Source organism: Caballeronia sp. A2-2 (assembly GCF_057612605.2).
The window spans coordinates 497,853-519,381 of the sequence record NZ_CM172588.1; the positions used below are offsets into that span (position 1 = coordinate 497,853).

Below are 21,529 nucleotides of genomic sequence, written 5' to 3' on the forward strand. Positions count from 1 at the left end.
TCACAACCATAGGATGCCGCCTGCCGCTATTCAAGAACACGCGGCCCGCGCGCAACACATCGCGCAAAAAAACTTCTGAGAGCGAAGCATTTTGCCGCGCGTGGTTTCAGCCGATGAGCTTGAGCCCCGCTGGCAACGCTTCGCCGAACACGCGGCCTTCGTCGGCGCGATTCAGTTCGACGACCTCGCGCACCATCGCGATCCACGATTGCGCCGCGCCCGCCACGCTCAGGCGTTCGATGACCGCCGCGCGCGCCGCATCGGGCAGATCGCGCGAACGGTCGCCGGTCATGCGCGCAATCTGCACGGCGGCGAACGCGGCCGGTTCGGTCTTCTTCCAGTCGAGCGCGAGGATCGCATCGAGCCATGTCGATGCCACGTCCACCGGCACCACACCATGCGCGCTGCCATAGAACGGCGCCCGCGCGCCGATGCGCCCGACCGCCCACCAGCTTTGCACGTTCTCCGAAGGCTTCCTGAGCCGCGTGAGCAGCCATCCGCCGATCTCGGTCTTGCGCTCCACCGGCAAGCGCTCCAAGGATGCCGCGAGCCGCACCATGTCCTCATACCCCGCGCGCGCCGCGCCCGCAGCCTTCCGATAACGGCTCGTGCCGGGCGGCTGAAGCACGAACGCCATGTCGTCGAGCAGACGCAACTGCGCCGCTTCGTGCAGTCCACCGGCCGCGCGCCGCCAGAGCGTCCACCATTCCGACCAGATCTGGCTTTCGTTCGAATACTGGATGCCCTGATCGAACAGCGTCCACAATTGCTCGACGCGCCACTCGTCCAGCGGATGCCCGAACCCCGGCCGCATGCAGAAGCCGGTCAAATTCAGCCACAGGCGTTCATGATCGGCGCTGCGGCGGCGGCGTTTCGCGCGTTCCCAGAGAGCATCGAAGAGGGCGCGCAGCAGTGCGATATCCCACGTGTCGCGCGTGCCGAGAATCTGTTCGAGTTGCGCGCGCAGGCGTTTGACTTCCTTCGGCCCGACATCGTGGGAACGCGCGCCGAAGGTCCGGTCGATCAGTTCGATCGCGCGCGGCAATCCCGGATGCGCTTCGTCCGGCGCGGCGTCGGCTTGTGGTGCCTCATGGCGCAACTGGAATTCGAGCAGCCAGCGCTTGCCGGGATCGTCCACGGCGATGCAGTGCATCTCCAGCGTGCCGACTTCGGTGAGTGTGGTCGTCAGATGCACGGCGATTTCGCGCGCCTTGCCCGCCGCGCCCTGATCGATGCCGCGCGGATCGACGATGGTCGCGATCGGCGGCAACCGCACGAAATCCGCCGATGCCGCGCCGATGTCGGCCAGTTCGCCCGGCTGATAAACCGTGTCCGCGACGGTCGAGACGAGGTGAAACCGCACCGGCGCGCCGAGCCTGAGCGCAAACGCGCGTTCGTCGAGATGGATCGGCTGCGCTTCCTCCGTGCCGCGCGGCAGCAGGCAGACGCCGTGTTGCGTGCCGCTGTTGTCGTCATCGTCGAGAAGAAGGAAGTAGCTGCGCGCCGAACCGCCGCCGATGCGCGGCGCATGACCCGCGCGTGCAAGCGCGTACGCCACGGCACCACGCGCGACGGCAACATCGGGATCGGCATTGGCGAGCACATGTACTGGCTCGCCGCGCCACGCACTCAAAGTTTCCGCGATACGTCGCGCCAAAGGTTCGGCACGGAACACGCCGCCGTTGAGCAGCAACGTATCGGGCAGCGCCTTGTGTTGGCTGAGAAACGCCGCGACATGCCGCGTGATGGCTGCATCGCTCGCATACGGCAGCCCGAATTCGACGATGCCGCTGCGCGCGCGCGTGGGCCGGTCGCTCGCCGCCACCATCGGAAAAAAACCCTCGACGATGATGCGCTCGAATTCCTCGCGCGCCACTTCCGTCGTGCGCGCGCCGCCGACCAGCTTCGCGCCCGCGCCGAGCAGCGTGATGGCCGCGCTTGCGGGCGCATCGGGGCCGAGCAGTTGTTCCTTGGCGGCGCGGCAGCGCTCGACCAGTTGCGACAGACGCGCGGCGGACAAGCGCGCATCGCCGGGTGAGAGGCGCTTTTCGACCAGATGCGCCAGCGCCAGGTCCATGTTGTCGCCGCCCAGCATCAAATGATTGCCGACGCCCACGCGCGTGAGTTGCGGGTCGGTGTCATCGCTCGCGGACGGGTCCACGTCGATCAGCGTGAGGTCGGTCGTGCCGCCGCCCACATCGACGATGAGCACGCGCCGCGTCCCCGCGAGTTCGTCCTTGAGCGTCGCGCGATGATGAAACAGCCAGTCGTAAAACGCCGCCTGCGGTTCTTCGAGCAGACGCAGCTTCGTGAGACCCGCCATGTTCGCGGCTTCGAGCGTGAGGGCGCGCGCGCCGTCATCGAAGGAAGCGGGGACGGTCAGCACGAGATCCTGCGCGTCGAGCGGCGCGTCGGGAAAGCGCTCGTTCCACGCCGCGTGCACATGCGCCAGATAGCTGGCGCTGGCGATTACCGGCGAGATTTTCTCGATGTCGTCCGTCGCGCCCCACGGCAGAATGGCCGCGAGACGATCGACGTTCGCGTGAGACAGCCAGCTTTTCGCGCTCGACACGAGCCGGCCCGGCACCTGCGCGCCGAGCTTGCGCGCGAAGCTGCCGAGCACGGCGGGCGCTTCCATCTCGCCCCACGGCAACTGAAGATCGGCGCTTTTCAGTTCGCCCGGCGCGAAGTGGTAGCGGAGCGAGGGCAGCATTGGCAGCGCGGACACTTCGCCCGCGCCGACGAGTTGGTCGATCTCGAACACGTGTATCTGGTCCGATCCGGCTTCCGCATACGCGACGACCGTATTGCTCGTCCCCAGATCGATGCCCACGCGATACCGCGCGCCCGCCGCCTTCTTCTTGCGCGCGGACACTTACAGACCCATGCCCTGATCCGCGCTGACGCCGCCGCGCACATCGAACTCGACTTTCCAGCGTTCGGCTGAGTCGCGCGGCACGGCTTCGAGTTCCAGTGTGCCCGCTTCGGTCACGCGCGCATGCAGCTTGACCGGCACGACTTCGCCGGGCGTGCGGCCTTCCGAAGGCAGCGACGCCTGAATTTCTTCGAGTTCCTGAAGTTCGTCCGGCTGCCAGTAATCGAGCAGCGTGCCGACCTGATCCTGCCGACGCACCGACGAACCGAAGAAGCGGAAATGCACCGGCTCGCCGACCACCAGCCCGAATTCCTGCGCGGGCAATTCGGCTTCCGTGCCTTCTTCCATGCCGAACGGCGCGACGCACAGCGCCGACACCGGTGGTTCGAGTCCGGGCACGGCCGGCATCGCGGATTCGACGGCGACGTAATACGCCCGCGCCGTGCCGCCCCGGATGCGCACGCCGCGCCCATGCCGCACATAGCCGTAATAGGCCGCGCCGCGCGCCACCGCCAGATCGAGGTCCGCGCCTTCGATCAGCCGCGCGGCGGGCGCGCCTTCGGCGGCGAGCCATGCGTTGAGCGTGGACATCACGCGTTCGACGAGCAGCGCCGACTTGAACACGCCGCCGTTGAACAGCACCGCCGTGGGATGCAGCAGCGTCGCGTTCTCGGCGGTCGTGTGCTGCAAGCCTTCGACTTCGGAAAGCGCGTTGACCTGACGCCCGAGGAACGCGGCGAGATGACGCGTGACGGCGGCATCCTGCGCGTAGGGCAGACCGAGTTGCGTCAGACCGGCGCGGGCGCGGCTGACCGGGCGCGCGGCTGCATCGACTTGAGGGAAAAAGCCTTCGAGCAGAATTTGAGTGAGTTCCGCGCGCGTGAGTTCGGTGCGGATCGACCCGCCGATCAGCTTCGAGCCGCGGCTCGGCACGACGAGCGGCACGGTTTCGATCGTGGCATCGGAGAGAAGCGTTTCCTTGGCCGCGCGGCACGCGTAGGTGAGCGCGCGCAGTTGCCACGGATCGGCCTGCGTGCCTTGCGCCGCCAGCTTGCGCGCGACGATGTGCGCCAGCGCCAGGTCCATGTTGTCGCCGCCGAGCAGGATATGTTCGCCCACCGCGACGCGATGCAGTTCCAGATTGCCGTCGCGCTCGACGACCGCGATCAGCGAAAGGTCGGTCGTGCCGCCGCCTACATCGACGACGAGGATGGCATCGCCGACTTTCACTTGCTTGCGCCAGCCGCCCGCGCTTTTTTGAATCCAGCTATAGAGCGCGGCTTGCGGTTCTTCCAGCAGCGTCATGCGGCCGTAACCTGCGGCGGCGGCGGCTTCGGCGGTCAGTTCGCGTGCGGCCGGATCGAACGAGGCGGGGATCGTGACCGTTACGTCCTGCTGATCGAACGGCGCGTCGGGATGCGCGTGATTCCACGCTTCGCGCAGATGCGTCAGGTAGCGGATCGAGCTTTCCAGCGGCGAGACGCGTTCGACTTCCGGCGGGGCATCGGCGGGCAGGATGGCCGCGCGCCGGTCCACGCCCGGATGGCACAGCCAGCTTTTCGCGCTCGACACAAGGCGGATGGGCGTGCCCGCGCCCCGGCTGCGCGCCAGTTCGCCGACGATGAACGGACGGTCCTGCGTCCACGGCAGCATGAGATCGCCGGACGCGAGTTCGTCGGGATGGGGAAGATAGAGGAAGGAGGGCAGCAGTTCGCGTTCTTCCGCTGCGCCCGGTGCGGTCAGTTGCGCGACGGGGAGCACGCCTTGCGCGGTTTTCTCGCCATCGCTCGCGCTCATGTCGACGTAGGAGAGCGCGCAGTGCGTGGTGCCGAGATCGACGCCGATCGAGTAGCGCGCCTGCGTTGGGTTCGCTTGGTTCATGTCGCTCACAGTTCCACCTCCGCCGGCGCGACGATGCTCGCATCATGCGATGGCGCGAGCTTCGGCAGCCGCGCGTCCTCGACCTTCCAGCCGCGATGGCTGATCGTGCCTGTGAACGGCGCCTGGCCGACGACGTTGCCGGTGAGGCGCACGGCGCTGGCATCGAAACCTTCTTGGAGCGTGAGGCGGCTGCCTTCGGCTTCGCGACGCACCGGCTGGATGGTGAAATGCTCGCGCAGCACCGCGCGGCAGCCGTCGTGAACGAGGCGGGCGGCCGCGCCGATATCGGCATCGCTGTAATTGACGATGTCTTCCTCGACGAAATCGATGAAACGCGCGTCGCGTTGGAGCAGGCCGAGCAACTGAAGCGCGGCGACGGGGCTGGCTTCTGTCAGCGGGGACGGCGCGGGCTGCACGGGTGCGGCGGCGGGCTTCGGGGCTTCGGGCATTTCCGGCGCTTCGCGCAGACGTTGGATGCGGCCCGCGAACGCGGCGTTGCCGAGCGCGCCGAAAAACGCGCCGAAGGCAATGGAAATCCTTCCGAAGAAGGAGGGATTCATATCGGTCATGTCATGCTCCTGTTGGCCGCGCGAAGGAGACCTCCTCGGGCGGCGCGGGTGGCCGGTATCGGATACGTGGCGGCTTTTTTAGCCGGTGTGGCGGTGCCCGCGATGTGGAAATCGTTAGGGGTGGTTATACCGTATCTCGATATTTTCCATGATGTGGGGGGTGTGGCGGGGAAATGCTCGTGCGACGGGTTTTTCAGGCGGGGGATTGTCGGGGGTTTTGGGGGGATGTCAAGGGGAACTCGTGGCGTGTTTGAGCCCGACGGCGGAAGTTGGACTTTGAGTAGGCGAGGATCGATCTCCGCATACGCGGAGAAGCATGTCACGGTGCGAATATCACGACCACCTCGAACCTATCCGGCATAGTGCCGGTCTTTTCATGCATGCTCCGCGCTTTCATTTGGCGCGAAGGTCATGTGTAGACCGAAGGCGGCAAGGACTTTCATCACCGTTCCGATGTTCGGATTCCCTGTCGTGGATAGTGCGCGGTACAGCGCTTCGCGCGTGACGCCGGTGTCCCGCGCAAGGTCAACCATCGTGCCCCGCGCGCGGGCAACGTGACCCAAGGCGAGCGCGAACGTTTTGGGGTCGTTCAGCTCGGCGCATTCCGTCAGGTATTGAATCTGTTCTTCTGTGGTCTGCAAATACTTCGAATGATCGAAGGGGGTGATTTCGATGTCGTCGCTCATTTAGTCGCTCCAGTCGGCAGTCTCGCCGTCAGCTTTTTTGCCATCGACACGGCATTGGCAATGTCCGTTTGCTGCGTGGATTTGTCCCCGCCACCAAGCAACAGGTACAACACTGCGCCGCGCCGCATGTAATACACGCGATGGCCTGGGCCCTTGCCCAGAAAACGCAACTCCCAAACGCCGTGGCCTTCCGTGATTGCGTGATGGTCACCGAAATTGCCTGCTTCCATCGCGGTAATGCGCGCCTGTACTTTCGCGCGCGTTCGTCCGTCGAGTGCGTCAAACCATGCCGCGAACGCTTTTGTTTTTTCGATGTTGTTGGTTGTCACTGTTGTGAGTGTAACTTTTAAATTACATTTTTGCTAAAGGAAAACGATGGCCAGCGAACGGGGCTTTTGGTCGTAGAGGGGGCAGGCGGCGCTGCGTCAACGCCTTGCTGCGAATGTTCCTTTCTCTGTATTCGCGAGTGAAGCACCATCCACGGGGCATCGTGATCCGCTGACTGTCTATCTCCGCGTAGCGACGGAACCGACGCAGCATGGGCGAGAGAATAGAAGGTCGCGGTCTAACTCCACGTACGGAAAAACCTCTTCATGCACGTACCGCTGCTCGACGTAACCGGGTCTATGCGCACACGCGGAGGAACCATCGCGCTCGCGATCTCTGAATCGATGCCACTGGGTCTAACTCCGCATATGCGGAGGAACCGATTCGAAAGTACGGGATCCCGAATGCAGCGTAGGTCTATCTCTGCATACGCGGAGGAATACTTGCCGGTTCAAGTCCGGTCCCCGGTACCAGCGGTCTATCTCCGCATACGCGGAGGAACCAGCAACGTCTCCGTCTCCGCATCGATTCTCTGAGGTCTATCTCCGCACACGCGGAGGAACCGTCTGCACATCAATCCAGCGCTCATCGATCAGCGGTCTATCTCCGCACACGCGGAGGAACCGGATGGATACGGCCAAAGCTGCGCCGTGCTCGGGGTCTATCTCCGCACACGCGGAGGAACCGGCATCCCAGAGCGCTCTTTTGCGCGCACATCGGGTCTATCTCCGCACACGCGGAGGAACCCGGGCAATGCGACCCGGACGCCATTCGCCGCGAGGTCTATCTCCGCACACGCGGAGGAACCGTTGCCCCAGACCGTGGCAACCTCCGTCCATTCGGTCTATCTCCGCACACGCGGAGGAACCCGACAAGCTGACGGGCGAGGATTTGCTGGGTGAGGTCTATCTCCGCACACGCGGAGGAACCCGGTAATGGCCGTTGTCAAGCCGCCGCAGATACGGTCTATCTCCGCACACGCGGAGGAACCGTTATCAATCGCAGGGTATTTGCCAGGCTCGTGGGTCTATCTCCGCACACGCGGAGGAACCGAGCCAGCAAACGCGCGCCACACTCCGCCAAAAGGTCTATCTCCGCACACGCGGAGGAACCTGGATCGCGCAGATGGGGCATGAAAGCGGAGGCGGTCTATCTCCGCACACGCGGAGAAACCCGCGCGAATCAGCCGCCTTTGCAGCAGGCCGACGGTCTATCTCCGCACACGCGGAGGAACCATTTACTTAAGGGCAGGGGAAAATCCTCCGGAAGGTCTATCTCCGCACACGCGGAGGAACCAAAACGCCAGCCTGCACGGCGCGGCACAACGGTGGTCTATCTCCGCACACGCGGAGGAACCCCTAGATCATAACCTTCTGACTCAAAACGACAAACCGTAAAACTCATCCTAAAATCAAGCGCCCATCTACAAACTCAAAAACAAATGCGGCTAAGCAAATAAACGCCGTATAAGCAATTCATTAGTGAAAGAAAGAGCCACAAAGCATCTAATCGCTCCCCCTCCAAACAACCCCATCGCACAACGTAACAACGTTCCGCTCGCTCGGCACAACCACACCAGCAGCCCCCGCAGCCTCCGCATAAACCCCCGTCTGATTAACCGCCCCAACAACCCCCAAATCATCGATAACGTCCTCAACCATCCCCCACCGCCGATACTGCTTCAAAAACCAAACCCCATCCGACACCCTTGGATAATTCACCGCCCCCCCATCAAAAAACCGCACCGGAAGCGCATTCTCAGACCCCCAAGCCCCCAACCTTGCCTCGATCAACTCACTCGCCACTCCCAACAACTCAGGCGACGCCAACGCCCGCGCAATCTCCCCCCGATGCTCCGGCCTATCCACCCACTCACACGCATCCAGCATCGTGCGCACCAACGCAAGCGACGTATTCGGATACAACGCCACAAAATCCCGTCGACATGCGAGCACCTTCTCAGGATGATCCGGCCAGATCTCGCTCGTCTGCACCACCGTGCGTCCGGCCCCACGCGCCTGCGCCACCGCATGCCAAGGCTCCCCCGCGCAGAACCCATCGAGCGTGCCTTCGACGAGCGCATCCGCCATGCGCGGCGGCGGCAACACGACACTGCGCACATTGCGCAAGGGATGCACCCCGTTCGCCGCCAGCCAGTAATACAGCCACATCGCATGCGTGCCGGTCGGGAAGGTCTGCGCCAGCACGGGAGGACGTCCAAGCGATGCAAACGCATCCTTCAACGCAACGCCCAATTCGACCGCATCCGCGAGCGGCCCCGACAGCGTGATCGCCTGCCCGTTGCGGTTGAGCACCATCAACACGGCCATGTCCGCCTGCGGCCCGCCGATGCCCAATTGCACGCCATAAACCAGCCCATACAACGCATGCGCCGCATCGATCTCGCCGGAAAGCAGCTTGTCCCGCACCGCAGCCCACGAAGGCTGCCGGCACAGTTCGATGCTGATGCCATGCCGCTTCCCCATGTCATGCAATGCAGCGGCAGCGAGCGGCGCGGCATCGGAAAGGGCGACGAAGCCCAGACGCAGATACCTACGCTCGGGCAGTGCTGCGTTCGAGAAAGAATTCAAAGTCATGATCCGTTCGAAAACCTAAGGCAGCAGGTCCGCCACCGCGAGCAACTGACGCGCGATCTCGGCGACTTTCATCCCCTGATCCATCGCACGCCTGCGCAGCAGGGCATAAGCATCGTTCTCCGACAACCCGCGCCGGTCCATCAAAAGACGTTTCGCACGGTCGATGAGCTTGCGCTCCGCCAGCTCGTTCTCCACCTGCGCCAACCGCAGTCGCAAGCCTTCCTCATGCGCGAAACGCGCGAGCGCCACATCGATGATCGGCGCAAGCCGCTCCGGCGCGAGCCCTTCGACCGAATACGCCGTCACGCCCGCACCCACCGCCGCGCGAATGAATTGCTGATTGGCATCGTTACTGAACATCAACACCGGACGCGGCGCGGCCTTGTTCATGACCGCGAGTTGTTCCAGCGTGTCGCGCGAAGGCGATTCCGTATCGATGATGACGACATCCGGCACGAGACTCTCCACGGCCGCATGCAGCGCGGAGGGCGCCGCCACTTCGGCCAGCATCTCATAGCCCATGCGCGCGAGTTTCTCGCGCAAGTCGCCGATGGGCTTGTCGGTATCGGTGACGAGCAGAACGCGGAGCATGGTCATGCGGGCAACATCGTTTCGAAAGCGGATACGAACGACTTTACCGCGCCGCGCGCCGCTTGAATATCTGGCCGGATGGCATAGGCCAAAAGCACCAAACGCACGAACTCACGCCGCATGCGCGAATCCTTTTGACGCTTCGGTGAAGGCCGCTTCGCCGATCGCGCCGCCGATCAGAATGACCGCAGGACTGCCGAGCCCGGCGGCACTTGCATCTTGCGCGATGCATTCGAGCGTCGACACCACGCGTCTTTCGTTCGACGACCCCGCATGCTGCACGACCGCCGCCGGCGTCCCCGCAGGCAACGCGCGCAACAGCGCAGTCGTGATGCCCGCGATCCGGCTCATCCCCATGTAGATGGCGAGCGTCATCCCGGTGGCGGCGAGCGCGGACCAATCCGGTTCGCCATGATCCTGCCGATGCGCGGTGACGAAGGTCACGCCCTGACAATGATCGCGATGCGTGAGCGAAATCCCCAGACCCGCCGCCGCCGCGAATCCCGACGACACGCCGTTCACGATCTCCACGGCTATACCCGCCTCGCGCAACGCGGCGATCTCCTCGCCCGCGCGGCCGAACAGCAGCGCATCGCCGCCCTTGGCGCGCACCACGTGCAGCCCCTTTCTCGCATAACGCGTCATCAGGCGCTGAATGAACGCTTGCGGCGTGGACTTGCATCCGCCGCGCTTGCCCACGCGAATCACACGCGCGTTTGGTGCGAGCGTCGCGATATCCGCATTGGCGAGATCGTCGATCAACAGAACATCGGCGGCGGCGAGCGCCTTCGCCGCGCGAATCGTAAGCAGATCGAGATCGCCGGGACCGGCGCTCAAAAGCGTCACGCGGCCGGTGACAGGAGTGGCGTTGATATTGGCTAAGGTCGTCATCATCGTTCCTATTTTTAAGCTGCCCGGCGCGATGAACGCAAAAAGCGTCCGCCCGTGTTGCAGCACACGAGGGGACGCCGTTGTCCTTGAGCTAAAGGGATGTCGTTACGATGCCGCCCGACGCCATTGCCAGTGCGACGTTCATTCAATGCAAGTACCGGGCCATCGAGCTTGAATCCAAGGGCGTTGATGCGGTGGGCCAATCCAGTTGCGCATCGGGCCAAAAACGCAGTCGCGCGAAAAACTAACCGTCCCGTACAAAATCGGACACCGCGCACGCGATCAGTGCTGCGCCGCACCAGCGCTGTGCCGCGCTGCATCCCGATGCGACATGAAGCTCATGCGCATGAGTAGTGCACGCGTCGCGTCGAGTCAATCGCAGCAAGCGTTGCGCGCCGAAACGCATCGCATGGCATAGGGCTTGCCTTTAGCTTTCGCATCGGATCAACGGCGATCCGTCCTGATTACAGCGCCCGGCAGGTTTGCACATGCGGGCATCGGACAATGGCGTCCCCCGCATCGGCCAACGGCTCATGCGCGGGACGCCATTTTTTTTATGGCGGTCAGACGATGAATAAAGCGATGGACAAAGCCACCCGGATCGATCTTTTCAGCATGCGCACAGCGCCGATGCGCGCCTTCCATCTCACCTGGATGGCGTTCTTCGTGTGCTTCTTCGCATGGTTTGCATGCGCGCCGCTGATGCCGCTCATCAAGCGCGAATACGGACTCACGGCGGATCAGGTCGCCAATATCAACATCGCGGCCGTGGCCGTGACGATTCTCGTGCGGCTGATCGTCGGTCCGTTGTGCGATCGCTTCGGGCCGCGCAAGGTGTATAGCGCGCTGCTGGTCACGGGCGCGCTGCCGGTGATCGGCGCGGCGCTTTCGACGGGCTACGAAAGCTTCCTGTGGTGCCGTCTCGCCATCGGCGCGGTGGGCGCGAGCTTCGTTATTACGCAGTACCACACATCGGTGATGTTCGCGCCGAACGTCGTCGGCACCGCGAACGCGACGACCGCAGGCTGGGGCAACGCAGGCGCAGGCGCAGCGCAAGCACTCGTGCCGATGCTCGTCGCCGCAGCCATCGCATTGGGCGCGGGTGAGGGCTCGGCATGGCGCATCGCGCTGATCGTGCCGGGCATCGCGATGCCGGTCATGGCGTACTTCTACTGGCGTTATACGCAGGACTGTCCGCAAGGCGATTTCACGACGCTGCGACGCGCGGGCATCGCCATCGATGGCGGCAAGAAGGGCGGCTGGCAGAGCTTTCTGACGGCGTGCTCGAACTATCGCGTGTGGATGCTGTTCGTGACGTATGGCGCGTGTTTCGGCGTGGAAGTGTTCATTCACAACATGGCGGCGGTGTATTACGTCGATCACTTCAAGCTCTCGCTCGGCGCGGCGGGCATGGCGGCGGGCAGCTTCGGACTCCTTGCGCTCTTTGCCCGCGCGCTCGGCGGATGGCTCTCCGACAAAGCCGCCGCGAAACGTGGCCTCGGCATTCGCACGACGCTGCTGTTCGTGCTGATCGCGGGCGAAGGCATCGGCCTGTATGCGTTCGCGCATGCGCCGGGCGTGGTGCTCGCCGTCGTGTCGATGCTCGTATTCGGTCTCTTCACGCACATGGCCTGTGGTGCCACGTATGCGCTCGTGCCGTTCATCGATCGCCGTGCATTGGGCGGCGTGGCGGGCGTGATCGGCGCGGGCGGCAACGTGGGCGCGGTCGCGGCGGGCTTTCTGATGAAAGGCACCGGCAGCGCGCAAACCACGCTCTCCATGCTCGGCATTTTCGTGCTCGGTTCGGCGCTGTGCGCGCTCGCCGTGCGCTTCTCGCCGGAACACAAGGCACGCGAAGCGGCGCTGCGCGAAAGCGCGCTCGCCGTGAACAACGGTCTGGCCAACTAAGCCATCGACATAACGAAGAACCCAGGGTCCCCGTCATGAAAATCGTCGTTATCGGCCACGGCATGGTCGGCCACAAGTTTCTCGAATCCCTTGCAGAAAGCGGCAACGATGCGCTGCACGTCACCGTGCTCTGCGAAGAACCGCGCGCCGCCTACGATCGCGTGCATCTGACGGAGTTCTTCTCGGGCAAGTCCGCCGACGATCTTTCGCTCGTGCAGGAAGGGTTTTTCGAGCGTGCAGGTTATGCGCTGAAGCTCAACGCGCGCGCAGTGTCGATCGATCGCACAACCCGCACGGTCACGGCATCAAATGGCGATGTCCTTGCATACGACAAGCTCGTGCTCGCGACCGGCTCGTATCCGTTCGTGCCGCCGGTCGAAGGCCGCGAGCGCGCGGGTTGCTTCGTATATCGAACCATCGAAGATCTCGAAGCGATGCGCGCCTTCGGTGCGCACTCGAAAGTGGGCACGGTCGTGGGCGGCGGTTTGCTCGGACTGGAAGCGGCGAAGGCGTTGCACGATCTCGGCATGCAAACGCATGTCGTTGAATTCGCGCCGCGTCTCATGGCGGTGCAAGTCGATGATGGCGGCGGGCGCGTGTTGCGCGGCAAGATCGAGGAACTCGGCGTCACGGTGCACACGGGCAAGAACACGCTCGCTATCGTCGAAGGAGAGGGCGCAGCCAACCGCATGAATTTCGCGGATGAAACTCATCTGGACACCGATATGATCGTGTTCTCCGCAGGCATTCGTCCGCGTGACGATATCGCGCGCGCGGCGGGGCTCGAGATCGGTCCGCGCGGCGGCATCGTGATCGACGATGCGTGCCGCACGAGCGATGCCGACATCTATGCCATCGGCGAATGCGCGCTGTGGAAAGGGCAATTGTTCGGCCTCGTCGCGCCGGGCTACGACATGGCGCGCATCGTCGCGAAACAGATTCTCGGTGTCGAGGCGGCGTTCGCGGGCGCGGACATGAGCACCAAGCTCAAGCTGATGGGCGTGGATGTGGCGAGTATCGGCGATGCACATGCGAAGACGCCCGGCAGCCGTTCGTTTCAGTACAGCGACGAGCGCCGTCAGGTGTACAAGAAGCTCGTTGTCTCCGATTGCGGCAAGTTCCTGCTCGGCGGCGTGATGGTCGGCGATGCAAGCGAATACGGCACGCTGCTGCAAATGATGTTGAACAAGATCGAGTTGCCCGAAGCACCCGAATTCCTGATCCTTCCCTCGAGCGATGGCCACGCGAAGCCCGCACTCGGCGTCGAAGCGTTGCCCGATGGCGCGCAAATCTGCTCGTGCAACAACGTGAGCAAGTCGGAAATCTGCGCGGCAGTGTGCGCGGGCGCGACGAGCATCGGCGCGATCAAGACATCGTGCAAGGCGGGCGCTTCGTGCGGCGGCTGCGTGCCGCTCGTCACGCAGGTGATGAAGTCGGAGATGAAGCGTCAGGGGCTCGCGGTCAACAATCATATTTGCGAGCACTTCGCGTATTCGCGGCAGGAGCTTTATCACATCGCGCGGGTGGAAGGGCATCGCACGTTTGCTTCGATGCTCGAGAAGCACGGCAAGGGACGTGGCTGCGATATTTGCAAACCAGCGGTGGCAAGCATTCTGGCTTCGTGCTGGAATGAGTTCGTGCTGAAGAAAGAACATGCAGGTCTTCAGGACTCCAACGATTATTATCTCGCTAACATTCAACGCGACGGCACGTATTCCGTGGTGCCGCGCATGCCCGGCGGCGAAGTCACGCCCGATGGTTTGATCGCGGTCGGTCAGGTTGCCAAGAAATACGGCCTTTACACGAAGATCACCGGCGGCCAGCGCGTGGATATGTTCGGCGCACGCGTCGAGCAATTGCCGTTCATCTGGGAAGAACTGATCGCGGCGGGATTCGAATCGGGTCACGCTTACGGCAAGTCGCTGCGTACGGTGAAGTCGTGCGTTGGCTCGACGTGGTGCCGTTACGGCGTCGGGGATTCAGTGGGTCTCGCGATCGATCTGGAGAACCGCTACAAGGGCCTGCGCACGCCGCACAAGATCAAATTCGGTGTGTCGGGTTGCACGCGCGAATGTGCCGAAGCGCAGGGCAAGGACATCGGCGTGATCGCGACGGAGAAGGGCTGGAATCTCTATGTATGCGGTAACGGCGGCATGAAGCCGCGCCATGCGGAACTGCTCGCATCCGATCTCGATACGAATACGTTGGTGCGCTATATCGACCGCTTCCTGATGTTCTACGTGCGCACAGCGGACCGTCTGCAACGCACGAGCGTGTGGCGCGACAACCTCGAAGGCGGTCTCGATTATCTGTTCGATGTGGTCGTGAACGACAAGCTCGGCATTGCTTCGGAACTCGAAGGGGAGATGGTTCATGTCGTCGAAACGTACGAGGACGAGTGGAAGACGGCCGTCACCGATCCGGCCACGCGCAAGCGCTTCCGTCATTTTGTCAATAGCGATGCGGGCGATGCGAACGTGACCTTTGTCGAGGAACGTGGACAGATTCGCCCCGCGACAATCGAGGAACGCAAGACGCGGACGATCGATATTCCGGTTGTCGTCGAAACGGTTTGACGTTAAGGAGAACGCCATGAACGAACGCATGGAAGAGGATTGGACGGTGGTGTGCGAACTCGACGACATCGTGCCGGACACGGGCGTGTGTGCGCTCGTCAATGGCATGCAGATTGCCGTGTTCCATGTGGCTAACGATCAGGACGCCGTGTATGCCATCGATAACTTCGATCCGCACTCGCAGGCGGCGGTGTTGTCGCGTGGGATCGTGGGGAGCGTGGGGGATCGGATTGTGGTGGCGTCGCCCATTTATAAGCAGCATTTTGATTTGCGTACTGGTGAGTGCCTTGAAGCGCCGGAACGCTCGGTGACGGCTTATCGTGCGAAGGTTGCGGTTGGGAAAGTTTGGATTGCGGCGTGAAGGAACTTTGGGCGTGTGCGCACCGTTTGCTTGAATGTTTGCGGAGACGCTCGATCTGATAGAGAGTGCTTTCGTGCAAAGGGCTGCTGTTGTTTGTGTCTTTGTTTCAGTAGCCGCCTCCCCGGCGGGGGGGTAACTTTCTTTGCTGCTGCAAAGAAAGTCACCAAAGAAAGCCGCTTTTTACCCCATGCACGATGGCTGGAGAGGGTTGGTCTGGATTAACCGATACAGTGGCCGCAATAGGACTTTCCACGCATAACGAGCCGCTTAGGCAACCTTGCGATCACGCGCTCGAATAATCAAAGCTAAGTGGACCGCATTCATTCTTTCGGCCATGCGCTTCGCGCGCCGAGAACGTAAGAACGGAATCCCGCAGCGTATGAGTGCCCAGTCACATCACGCCACATCGCACCTCTCCCATTGGGCCCAACCTTGGTAAGTGCTTCTGGGCAAAGCACACACAACAACGCAAGTCACCTTTTAGTCGGAGCACTAACCAAGGTAGGACCGAATAGCAATCTTGCGGCGAAGCGTGATGTGGCTGGGCGCTAACAGGCTGCGGGATTCCGTTCTAAAGCTCTCGGCGCGCGAAGCGCATGGCCGAAAAAATGAACGCGGACCGCTAACGCTAAAGAATTCGAGCACGCAATCGCGAGGTTGCCTAAGCGGCTCGTTATGCGTGGCAAGTCCTATTGCGGCCACTGTATCGGTTAATCCAGACCAACCCTCTCCAGCCATCGTGCATGGGGTAAAAAGCTGCTTTCTTTGGTGACTTTCTTTGCAGCAGCAAAGAAAGTTACCCCCCCGCCGGGGAGGCGGCTACTGCAATAAAAGCCCAACCAACAGTAGCCCTTGCACGACATAGGCCGAATATCCACCAATACACGTTATAGCCACGGCGTTTGTGCCGCCGCCAGCACCACAAATGAGCGCTATCTAACCAAAACCTCCTACGAAAGCACCCCACATGCGCACCAATGTTAGATCTCCCGCACATCACCCCTTTCGTCTTCCGTAAAGTCACATCAAACACAGGCACCAAGCCAAGATCAAAAGCCTGAAAGACAAGACATCATCATCAACATAGGTGATACGGGGATAGCAATGACACACGCACAGCACATCACACAAGCGGCAGGCCATAGCGCCCTGCGCCGCCCGACGGGACATCACCCGGCGACTCACGGACACTAAATGCACCTCGATGGCCGCGAAAGCACAAGCCATTAGTGCAGGAATCCGAATTAAAAATTCAAGCAGTGCCCGGCTACATAACGGCGTCGATGTAGCGGGATAAGAACGTGCGCCGAAACTCGGAGACTTCAAAATGCAACGCAAACTGATCGCAGCAGCGCTTCTCTCGTTCGTTTCCGCCGCGGCCTTCGCGACGGGTACCTCGTCCAGCTCCAGCTCGACCTCGGGCGGCACGACGTCGGCAGCCGTCCACGGCTACGGCGCGTTCACGGCGACGAACGCCGGCATCGCCAACGGCAACGCTTACTCGCTGGCCGGCAACGGTTACGGCGTGACGGGCAACGCCACCAACGCGACGACCGGCCATATCGATACGTCGTCGGCGTCAGGCAAGGGCTTCGGCGGTTCGTCGGCGACGGGCATGTCGGGCGCGGACGCTTCGGCGAACGCATGGAGCAAGCTCGGCGGCGGCTGGCGTTAAGCCGGTCCTGTACGGGACCAAGGAAGCAGGCATCACGAGCATGACGCTGTAAAACAAACGACTCTTAATCTTATCTTTTTGTTAAGGAATACCGATCATGAAACGCGCTCTCATCGTTGCAGCAGTTCTGTCCTTCGCATCCGCCGCCGCCATGGCGACCAGCACGAACTCGACCTCCAGCTCGACCTCGGGTGGTTCGACCTCCGCCGCCGTTCACGGCTTCGGCGTGTTCACGGCTACCGATTACGGCACGGCCAACGGCAACGCGCAATCGCTCGCGGGCGGCGCATACGGCGTGACGGGCAACCTGACCAACGCCACGACCAGCCACAGCAACACGTCCAGCGCCGGCGGTTTCGGCCATGGTTCGTCGAGCGCGGGCGGCACCTCGGGTGCGGACGCAGCAGCGAACGCATGGAGCAAGCTCGGCGGCGGCTGGCGTTAAGCCGAAAGGCGCACGGCCAAGAGGCGGCGTCGCTCTGATGATGCCGCCTCGATCAGCACTCAATAAAAAAATCAAAGACTGTTCCGGGACGCCGACATAACCGGCGTTCCCGCTTAAATCCGGAGAACCATCATGAAGAAGACCACTTTGCAAATGGCTTGTGCGGTTCTGTTTTGCGCCGCATCGCTCGCTCACGCGGGTACGGACGCTACGTCCACGTCGGGTTCCGTGTCGGGATCGACGTCGACGGGCATCGGGCAGGGCGGCGGTTCGAGCCTGAACAACATCGGCACGTCGGCGACGGCAAGCACGAATTCCAACGCGTCGTCGGTGGGCGGCATCGGCATGTCGCAGGCCAATGGCGGCCGCGCGTCGGCATCGGGCGGTTCATCGAACGTGAACATCTCGTTGACGATGCCTTCGCTCACCACGTCGTCGTCGGCATCGACCTCGGGTAGCAGCGGCAGCAGTGGCAGTCTGCCGGCGTCCACGACGGGCGCGGAATCCGCAACCAACAAGGCCGCCGCGACGACCCCCGGCACCAGCGCCTACGACACCCGCGCGACGGTCGATTACAACCAAAGCTCGTACTCGGTGCGCACGACGCCCGCCATCGCCGCACCCGCGCTCACGACGACGCTCTCCGACACCTGCATGGGCTCGGCCAGCTTCGGCCTGTCGATCACCGGTTTCGGCGCGACGGGCGGCACGACGATGGTCGATCAGGCCTGCGTGCGACGCCTCGACGCCCGCGAATTCCGAGCAATGGGTCTGACCGATGTCGCGCTCGCCTTGCTGTGCCAAAGCGATGCGAACCGCCGCGCAGTGGAAGCCACCGGCCATCTGTGCCCTGGCACCACCAAGCCGCTCGCGACAACCGGCGCCGATGCCGTGCTTTCCGACGACGAAAAATACCGCGACCCGATCGTGCGTGCGCGTCTGGGCCTGCCGGTCACGGCCGCGAACAATCCGGACGTCGATCTGAAAGCTCAGCATCCCGAAACGAAGCGTGAGGCCGCGCCCGCGCAGGCCACGCAACCGGCGGCATCGCCCGTCGCTTCGCGCAAGGATGATGCAGCGGACAACGTCGATGTGGCGAGCATGCCCATCGGCCATGACAAAGTTGTCGTCTCGATGATCCAGTAAGCAGGAAAGTGCAGCAATCCGGTGGCATACGTGCCGCCGGAGTCGTGTGGAGACCGCTTACCCGGGCATCTCCTTTTTTGAGGGTTGGCTTGTGAAGTCGATGGTCCGGAGGCCAACCCTCGTTTTCCTGCTGAAACCGACTTGCCGAGGCCTGTATGTGGAAACGAACCGGAACGGCGGCATGCGCGCTGATCGCGAGCGCGGTGTTCATGCCGTTGCAGGCGAGCGCCGTGACGTGGGCCGCGAACCCGGCCGGCGCGCAGTCCGTGCCGAATGCAGCCGCGATCACGCTGTTGCCATCGAATGGTTATGTGCCGTTGAAGACCGCGAGCGGCAAATGTCTGCTGGTCGCAAGGCGTGGCACGCAGATCGTCGCGATCGAACTCACGCCCATATCGGACGGCGCGAAAGTGACCGGATGGACGCCGCAAGTCATCGATATGAACACGCTCACGTCGAAGTGGGGTTATCACGCCGATTCGGGCTTGCAAGACGATACGTACGCGACCTCACGCACGTGGGGTAATTCGCATGTCGAAACAATGTCGAAGGGCGAAGCGGAATCGGCATCGACCATAACCGTGAATGGCAAAACGTACCGCACGTACAGCCACTTCAAGCCGGCGAGCGCGGATGCACCCGTCGCCGTATCCGACGAATACTTCTGCCAGTGAGCGCCATCATGCGATTCAGCGCAAGGTGCCCGAGCCCGCTGCGGCCGGCTGCACGCCACCCGCGACCGGCGCGCCGGACACGCGCGCGGCGGGCGCATTCTCGTTTATTTCGCGATGCTCGTTGCCGAAGCGCGCCACCGAGAACGCGAACGTATTGACGCCGTTCGCGCTCGTGGCCGACACCGTGCCGCGATGCATCTCCGCCACCGCCTTGACGATGGCAAGCCCGAGCCCATGATTCTCGCGGCTATTCGTGCGTGAGCTTTCCGCGCGATAGAAACGATCGAACAAATGTTCCATGACGTGCGGTGCAATCGGCTCGCCCGGATTCGCTACCGCAATGCGAATACGCCCCTGCTCACGCGCGATGGAAACCGAAATGGTCGCGCCCGGCGCGCAGTGCTGAATGGCGTTCATCACGAGATTGGACAGCGCGCGCCCGAACAGCGACGTGTTGACGAAGGCGCGTGCATCCCCGTTCGATATTGCGGCGACTTGTGCTTCATCCAGCGGAATCTCCAGAAACTCCAGCGTGCGCGCGACTTCCGCCGCCAGCGACACTTCGACCAGACCCGTCGCGCGTTCGCCCTGATCGGCACGCGCCAGAAACAGCATGTCGTTGATGATGGCGCGCACGCGTTCGAACTCTTCCAGATTCGATTGCAACGTATGACGCAATTCCTCGATGGGACGATCTCGCGTCAACGCCACTTCCGTCTGACCGATGAGAATGGTTACCGGCGTGCGCAGTTCATGCGCGACATCGGCGTTGAACGATTCGAGCCTTCCATACGCATGATCGAGCCGTTCGAGCGCACCGTTGAAGGCCTTGGCGAGGTCTTCGAGTTCGAGCGGCAGCGAGCGCGTGTTCAGACGCTGCGAGCGATTGTTCGGACTGACGTTTTGCGCATCGCGCGTCAAGCGCACGAGCGGCGCAAGACCGAGACGCGCGACCGAATAACTCAACAGCAATACGGTGATGGTCGCGAGCGCCATCAACGAGGCGAGCGCGAGTCCGAACGCGCGCATGGTATGCACATTCGGCGCGCAATCGATCGCGACGAACAATTGCAGCGGCGGACGGTCGCCATTGGGCGGAATCGTCAGCGTGGTCATCAGCATGTCGTATTGGCGATCCTGCGGACGAAAGTTCACGTAACCGCCCATGACCTTCTTCACGATGCGCCCGGAAGGCGAATCGCCATACGTGTATTGCGAGTCGTTGCTGGTGACGGCGAATAGGGTGGAGCCATCGCGCGGCGTGATATCCGCGAGTTTTTCCTTGGCGATCTTCCACTTGTCCGGCGTCGATACATGCGTGACGATGAGCCGCGCGATCTCCGCACGGTTATCGAGCGAATCGCGTAGATGTTGTTCCAACTGCATGCGCAACACGAGAAAAAGCCCTGAACCCACGAGCGCGAACACGAACAGCGCGACGAGCGCAAACATGAGCGCGAGCCGCCGCGCAATAGAACGCTGCGCACGCGGTGCGGCTTCTTCCGCATTGTCGTTTTGCACTGTCCACTTCGCGTTCATGATTGCCTCGCGTCTTCCCTGACTTCGCGCATGTCGCGGGCTTCGCGCACTTCGAGCACATAACCCATGCCGCGCACGGTATGCAGGAGCTTGGTGCGAAACGGCCCGTCGAGCTTCGCGCGCAGGCGCTTGATGGCGGTCTCCACCACATTCGTATGGCTTTCGAAATCCACTTCCCAGACGAGTTCGGTGATGGCCGTCTTCGACAGGATATCGCCATGACGGCGCGCCAGCACGCTAAGTAGTTGGAACTCCTTCGCGGTGAGATCGAGACGCACGCCATCGCGCGTGGCACGGCGGCCGATCAGATCGACATACAAATCGCCCACGGAAATAAGCGTGGATTCCTGCGCGCGCGTGCGTCTGGCCAGCGCATGCAGACGCTCCACGAGTTCCAGAAACGAGAACGGCTTGGTGAGGTAATCGTCCGCGCCTTCACGCAAGCCGCGCACGCGGTCGTTGATATGATCGCGCGCCGTCAGCATGATGACCGGCGTCGATTTCTGCATGCGCAGCGCCTTGAGCACGGCAAAACCATCGCGGCGCGGCAGCATGACATCGAGCACGATCACGTCGTAATCGTATTCGATGGCCAGATGCGTGCCTTCTTCGCCATCCATCGCGATATCGACGACCCAACCCTGCTCGGTCAGACCGGAGCGCAGGTAGTCCACCACTTTGTGTTCGTCTTCCACTATCAGGACTTTCATGCCTGCACCTTGTCTCTCTTCAGTGTGTGCTTACCGTATTGTTCAATTTTGTACTATACGACCGGGACTGCCAACACG

17 protein-coding genes and 1 CRISPR repeat array are annotated in these 21,529 nt (G+C 62.5%); of the genes, 7 read left to right on the forward strand and 10 right to left on the reverse strand.

The annotated features are described in order from the left end of the window. Positions 1–106: 106 nt before the first annotated feature. From ACZCWR_RS18490 to cobA, 8 genes are all read right to left on the reverse strand, one after another. The gene (locus ACZCWR_RS18490; RefSeq protein WP_487304434.1) at positions 107–2,875 is read right to left on the reverse strand and encodes an Hsp70 family protein; all 2,769 of its coding nucleotides are present in this window, start codon (positions 2,873–2,875) and stop codon (positions 107–109) included. Then, the gene (locus ACZCWR_RS18495) at positions 2,876–4,756 is read right to left on the reverse strand and encodes an Hsp70 family protein (protein ID WP_487304435.1); all 1,881 of its coding nucleotides are present in this window, start codon (positions 4,754–4,756) and stop codon (positions 2,876–2,878) included. A 5-nt stretch (positions 4,757–4,761) separates the two neighbouring features. Next, positions 4,762–5,325, reverse strand: coding sequence for a DUF2760 domain-containing protein (locus ACZCWR_RS18500; protein ID WP_487304436.1), 564 nt, complete (start codon positions 5,323–5,325; stop codon positions 4,762–4,764). Positions 5,326–5,699: 374 nt separating this feature from the next. Then, entirely contained in the window at positions 5,700–6,011 is a 312-nt protein-coding gene (locus ACZCWR_RS18505; protein ID WP_487304437.1) for an addiction module antidote protein, read from the reverse strand. Beyond that, the gene (locus ACZCWR_RS18510) at positions 6,008–6,340 is read right to left on the reverse strand and encodes a type II toxin-antitoxin system RelE/ParE family toxin (protein WP_487304438.1); all 333 of its coding nucleotides are present in this window, start codon (positions 6,338–6,340) and stop codon (positions 6,008–6,010) included. Before ACZCWR_RS18510 ends, ACZCWR_RS18505 begins: the two co-directional genes overlap by 4 nt. 351 nt (positions 6,341–6,691) lie before the next feature. Next, positions 6,692–7,695: a CRISPR direct-repeat array (repeat unit 28 nt; unit sequence GGTCTATCTCCGCACACGCGGAGGAACC). Between the two features lie 148 nt (positions 7,696–7,843). Next, the gene (locus tag ACZCWR_RS18515) at positions 7,844–8,935 is read right to left on the reverse strand and encodes a CmpA/NrtA family ABC transporter substrate-binding protein (protein WP_487304439.1); all 1,092 of its coding nucleotides are present in this window, start codon (positions 8,933–8,935) and stop codon (positions 7,844–7,846) included. A gap of 15 nt (positions 8,936–8,950) precedes the next feature. Beyond that, positions 8,951–9,526: an ANTAR domain-containing response regulator gene (locus tag ACZCWR_RS18520; protein WP_487304742.1), complete on the reverse strand. Its 576-nt coding sequence runs from the start codon at positions 9,524–9,526 to the stop codon at positions 8,951–8,953. A gap of 111 nt (positions 9,527–9,637) precedes the next feature. After that, complete coding sequence (cobA, locus tag ACZCWR_RS18525) at positions 9,638–10,420, reverse strand: uroporphyrinogen-III C-methyltransferase (RefSeq protein ID WP_487304440.1); 783 nt, start codon at positions 10,418–10,420, stop codon at positions 9,638–9,640. 579 nt (positions 10,421–10,999) lie between these two features. Between cobA and ACZCWR_RS18530 the strand changes: the two genes are divergently transcribed. The 7 genes from ACZCWR_RS18530 to ACZCWR_RS18560 all read left to right on the forward strand — a co-directional run bounded on the left by ACZCWR_RS18530 (position 11,000) and on the right by ACZCWR_RS18560 (position 19,202). Next, positions 11,000–12,325, forward strand: a complete 1,326-nt coding sequence (locus tag ACZCWR_RS18530; protein WP_487304441.1) for an MFS transporter — start codon at positions 11,000–11,002, stop codon at positions 12,323–12,325. Positions 12,326–12,360: 35 nt separating this feature from the next. Next, entirely contained in the window at positions 12,361–14,901 is a 2,541-nt protein-coding gene (nirB, locus tag ACZCWR_RS18535) for a nitrite reductase large subunit NirB (protein WP_487304442.1), read from the forward strand. Between the two features lie 16 nt (positions 14,902–14,917). Beyond that, complete coding sequence (gene nirD / locus ACZCWR_RS18540; RefSeq protein WP_487304443.1) at positions 14,918–15,262, forward strand: nitrite reductase small subunit NirD; 345 nt, start codon at positions 14,918–14,920, stop codon at positions 15,260–15,262. A 1,327-nt stretch (positions 15,263–16,589) separates the two neighbouring features. Next, positions 16,590–16,937 (forward strand): hypothetical protein, encoded by a 348-nt coding sequence (locus ACZCWR_RS18545; RefSeq protein ID WP_487304444.1) that lies wholly within the window; start codon positions 16,590–16,592, stop codon positions 16,935–16,937. 97 nt (positions 16,938–17,034) lie between these two features. Then, a complete protein-coding gene (locus ACZCWR_RS18550) occupies positions 17,035–17,382 on the forward strand; it encodes a hypothetical protein (protein ID WP_487304445.1) in 348 nt (115 codons plus the stop codon). Positions 17,383–17,514: 132 nt separating this feature from the next. Continuing rightward, positions 17,515–18,528: a hypothetical protein gene (locus ACZCWR_RS18555; protein WP_487304446.1), complete on the forward strand. Its 1,014-nt coding sequence runs from the start codon at positions 17,515–17,517 to the stop codon at positions 18,526–18,528. A gap of 155 nt (positions 18,529–18,683) precedes the next feature. Next, complete coding sequence (locus tag ACZCWR_RS18560) at positions 18,684–19,202, forward strand: hypothetical protein (protein WP_487304447.1); 519 nt, start codon at positions 18,684–18,686, stop codon at positions 19,200–19,202. Positions 19,203–19,217: 15 nt separating this feature from the next. On the opposite strand, the gene ACZCWR_RS18565 is transcribed toward ACZCWR_RS18560, so the two are convergent. Next, on the reverse strand, positions 19,218–20,741 hold the full coding sequence (locus ACZCWR_RS18565; RefSeq protein WP_487304448.1) for a heavy metal sensor histidine kinase: 1,524 nt from the start codon (positions 20,739–20,741) through the stop codon (positions 19,218–19,220). Continuing rightward, a complete protein-coding gene (locus ACZCWR_RS18570) occupies positions 20,738–21,451 on the reverse strand; it encodes a heavy metal response regulator transcription factor (RefSeq protein ID WP_487304449.1) in 714 nt (237 codons plus the stop codon). The genes ACZCWR_RS18565 and ACZCWR_RS18570 overlap by 4 nt, the downstream gene beginning before the upstream one ends. Positions 21,452–21,529 lie beyond the last annotated feature (78 nt).

Bases quoted from the DNA above. Each gene is read 5' to 3' on its own strand.
- ACZCWR_RS18495 (WP_487304435.1), bottom strand. From the start codon at position 4,756: ATGAACCAAGCGAACCCAACGCAGGCGCGCTACTCGATCGGCGTCGAT.
- ACZCWR_RS18500 (WP_487304436.1), bottom strand. From the start codon at position 5,325: ATGACCGATATGAATCCCTCCTTCTTCGGAAGGATTTCCATTGCCTTC.
- ACZCWR_RS18505 (WP_487304437.1), bottom strand. From the start codon at position 6,011: ATGAGCGACGACATCGAAATCACCCCCTTCGATCATTCGAAGTATTTG.
- ACZCWR_RS18515 (WP_487304439.1), bottom strand. From the start codon at position 8,935: ATGACTTTGAATTCTTTCTCGAACGCAGCACTGCCCGAGCGTAGGTAT.
- ACZCWR_RS18520 (WP_487304742.1), bottom strand. From the start codon at position 9,526: ATGCTCCGCGTTCTGCTCGTCACCGATACCGACAAGCCCATCGGCGAC.
- cobA (WP_487304440.1), bottom strand. From the start codon at position 10,420: ATGATGACGACCTTAGCCAATATCAACGCCACTCCTGTCACCGGCCGC.
- ACZCWR_RS18530 (WP_487304441.1), top strand. From the start codon at position 11,000: ATGGACAAAGCCACCCGGATCGATCTTTTCAGCATGCGCACAGCGCCG.
- nirB (WP_487304442.1), top strand. From the start codon at position 12,361: ATGAAAATCGTCGTTATCGGCCACGGCATGGTCGGCCACAAGTTTCTC.
- nirD (WP_487304443.1), top strand. From the start codon at position 14,918: ATGAACGAACGCATGGAAGAGGATTGGACGGTGGTGTGCGAACTCGAC.
- ACZCWR_RS18545 (WP_487304444.1), top strand. From the start codon at position 16,590: ATGCAACGCAAACTGATCGCAGCAGCGCTTCTCTCGTTCGTTTCCGCC.
- ACZCWR_RS18550 (WP_487304445.1), top strand. From the start codon at position 17,035: ATGAAACGCGCTCTCATCGTTGCAGCAGTTCTGTCCTTCGCATCCGCC.
- ACZCWR_RS18555 (WP_487304446.1), top strand. From the start codon at position 17,515: ATGAAGAAGACCACTTTGCAAATGGCTTGTGCGGTTCTGTTTTGCGCC.
- ACZCWR_RS18560 (WP_487304447.1), top strand. From the start codon at position 18,684: ATGTGGAAACGAACCGGAACGGCGGCATGCGCGCTGATCGCGAGCGCG.
- ACZCWR_RS18565 (WP_487304448.1), bottom strand. From the start codon at position 20,741: ATGAACGCGAAGTGGACAGTGCAAAACGACAATGCGGAAGAAGCCGCA.
- ACZCWR_RS18570 (WP_487304449.1), bottom strand. From the start codon at position 21,451: ATGAAAGTCCTGATAGTGGAAGACGAACACAAAGTGGTGGACTACCTG.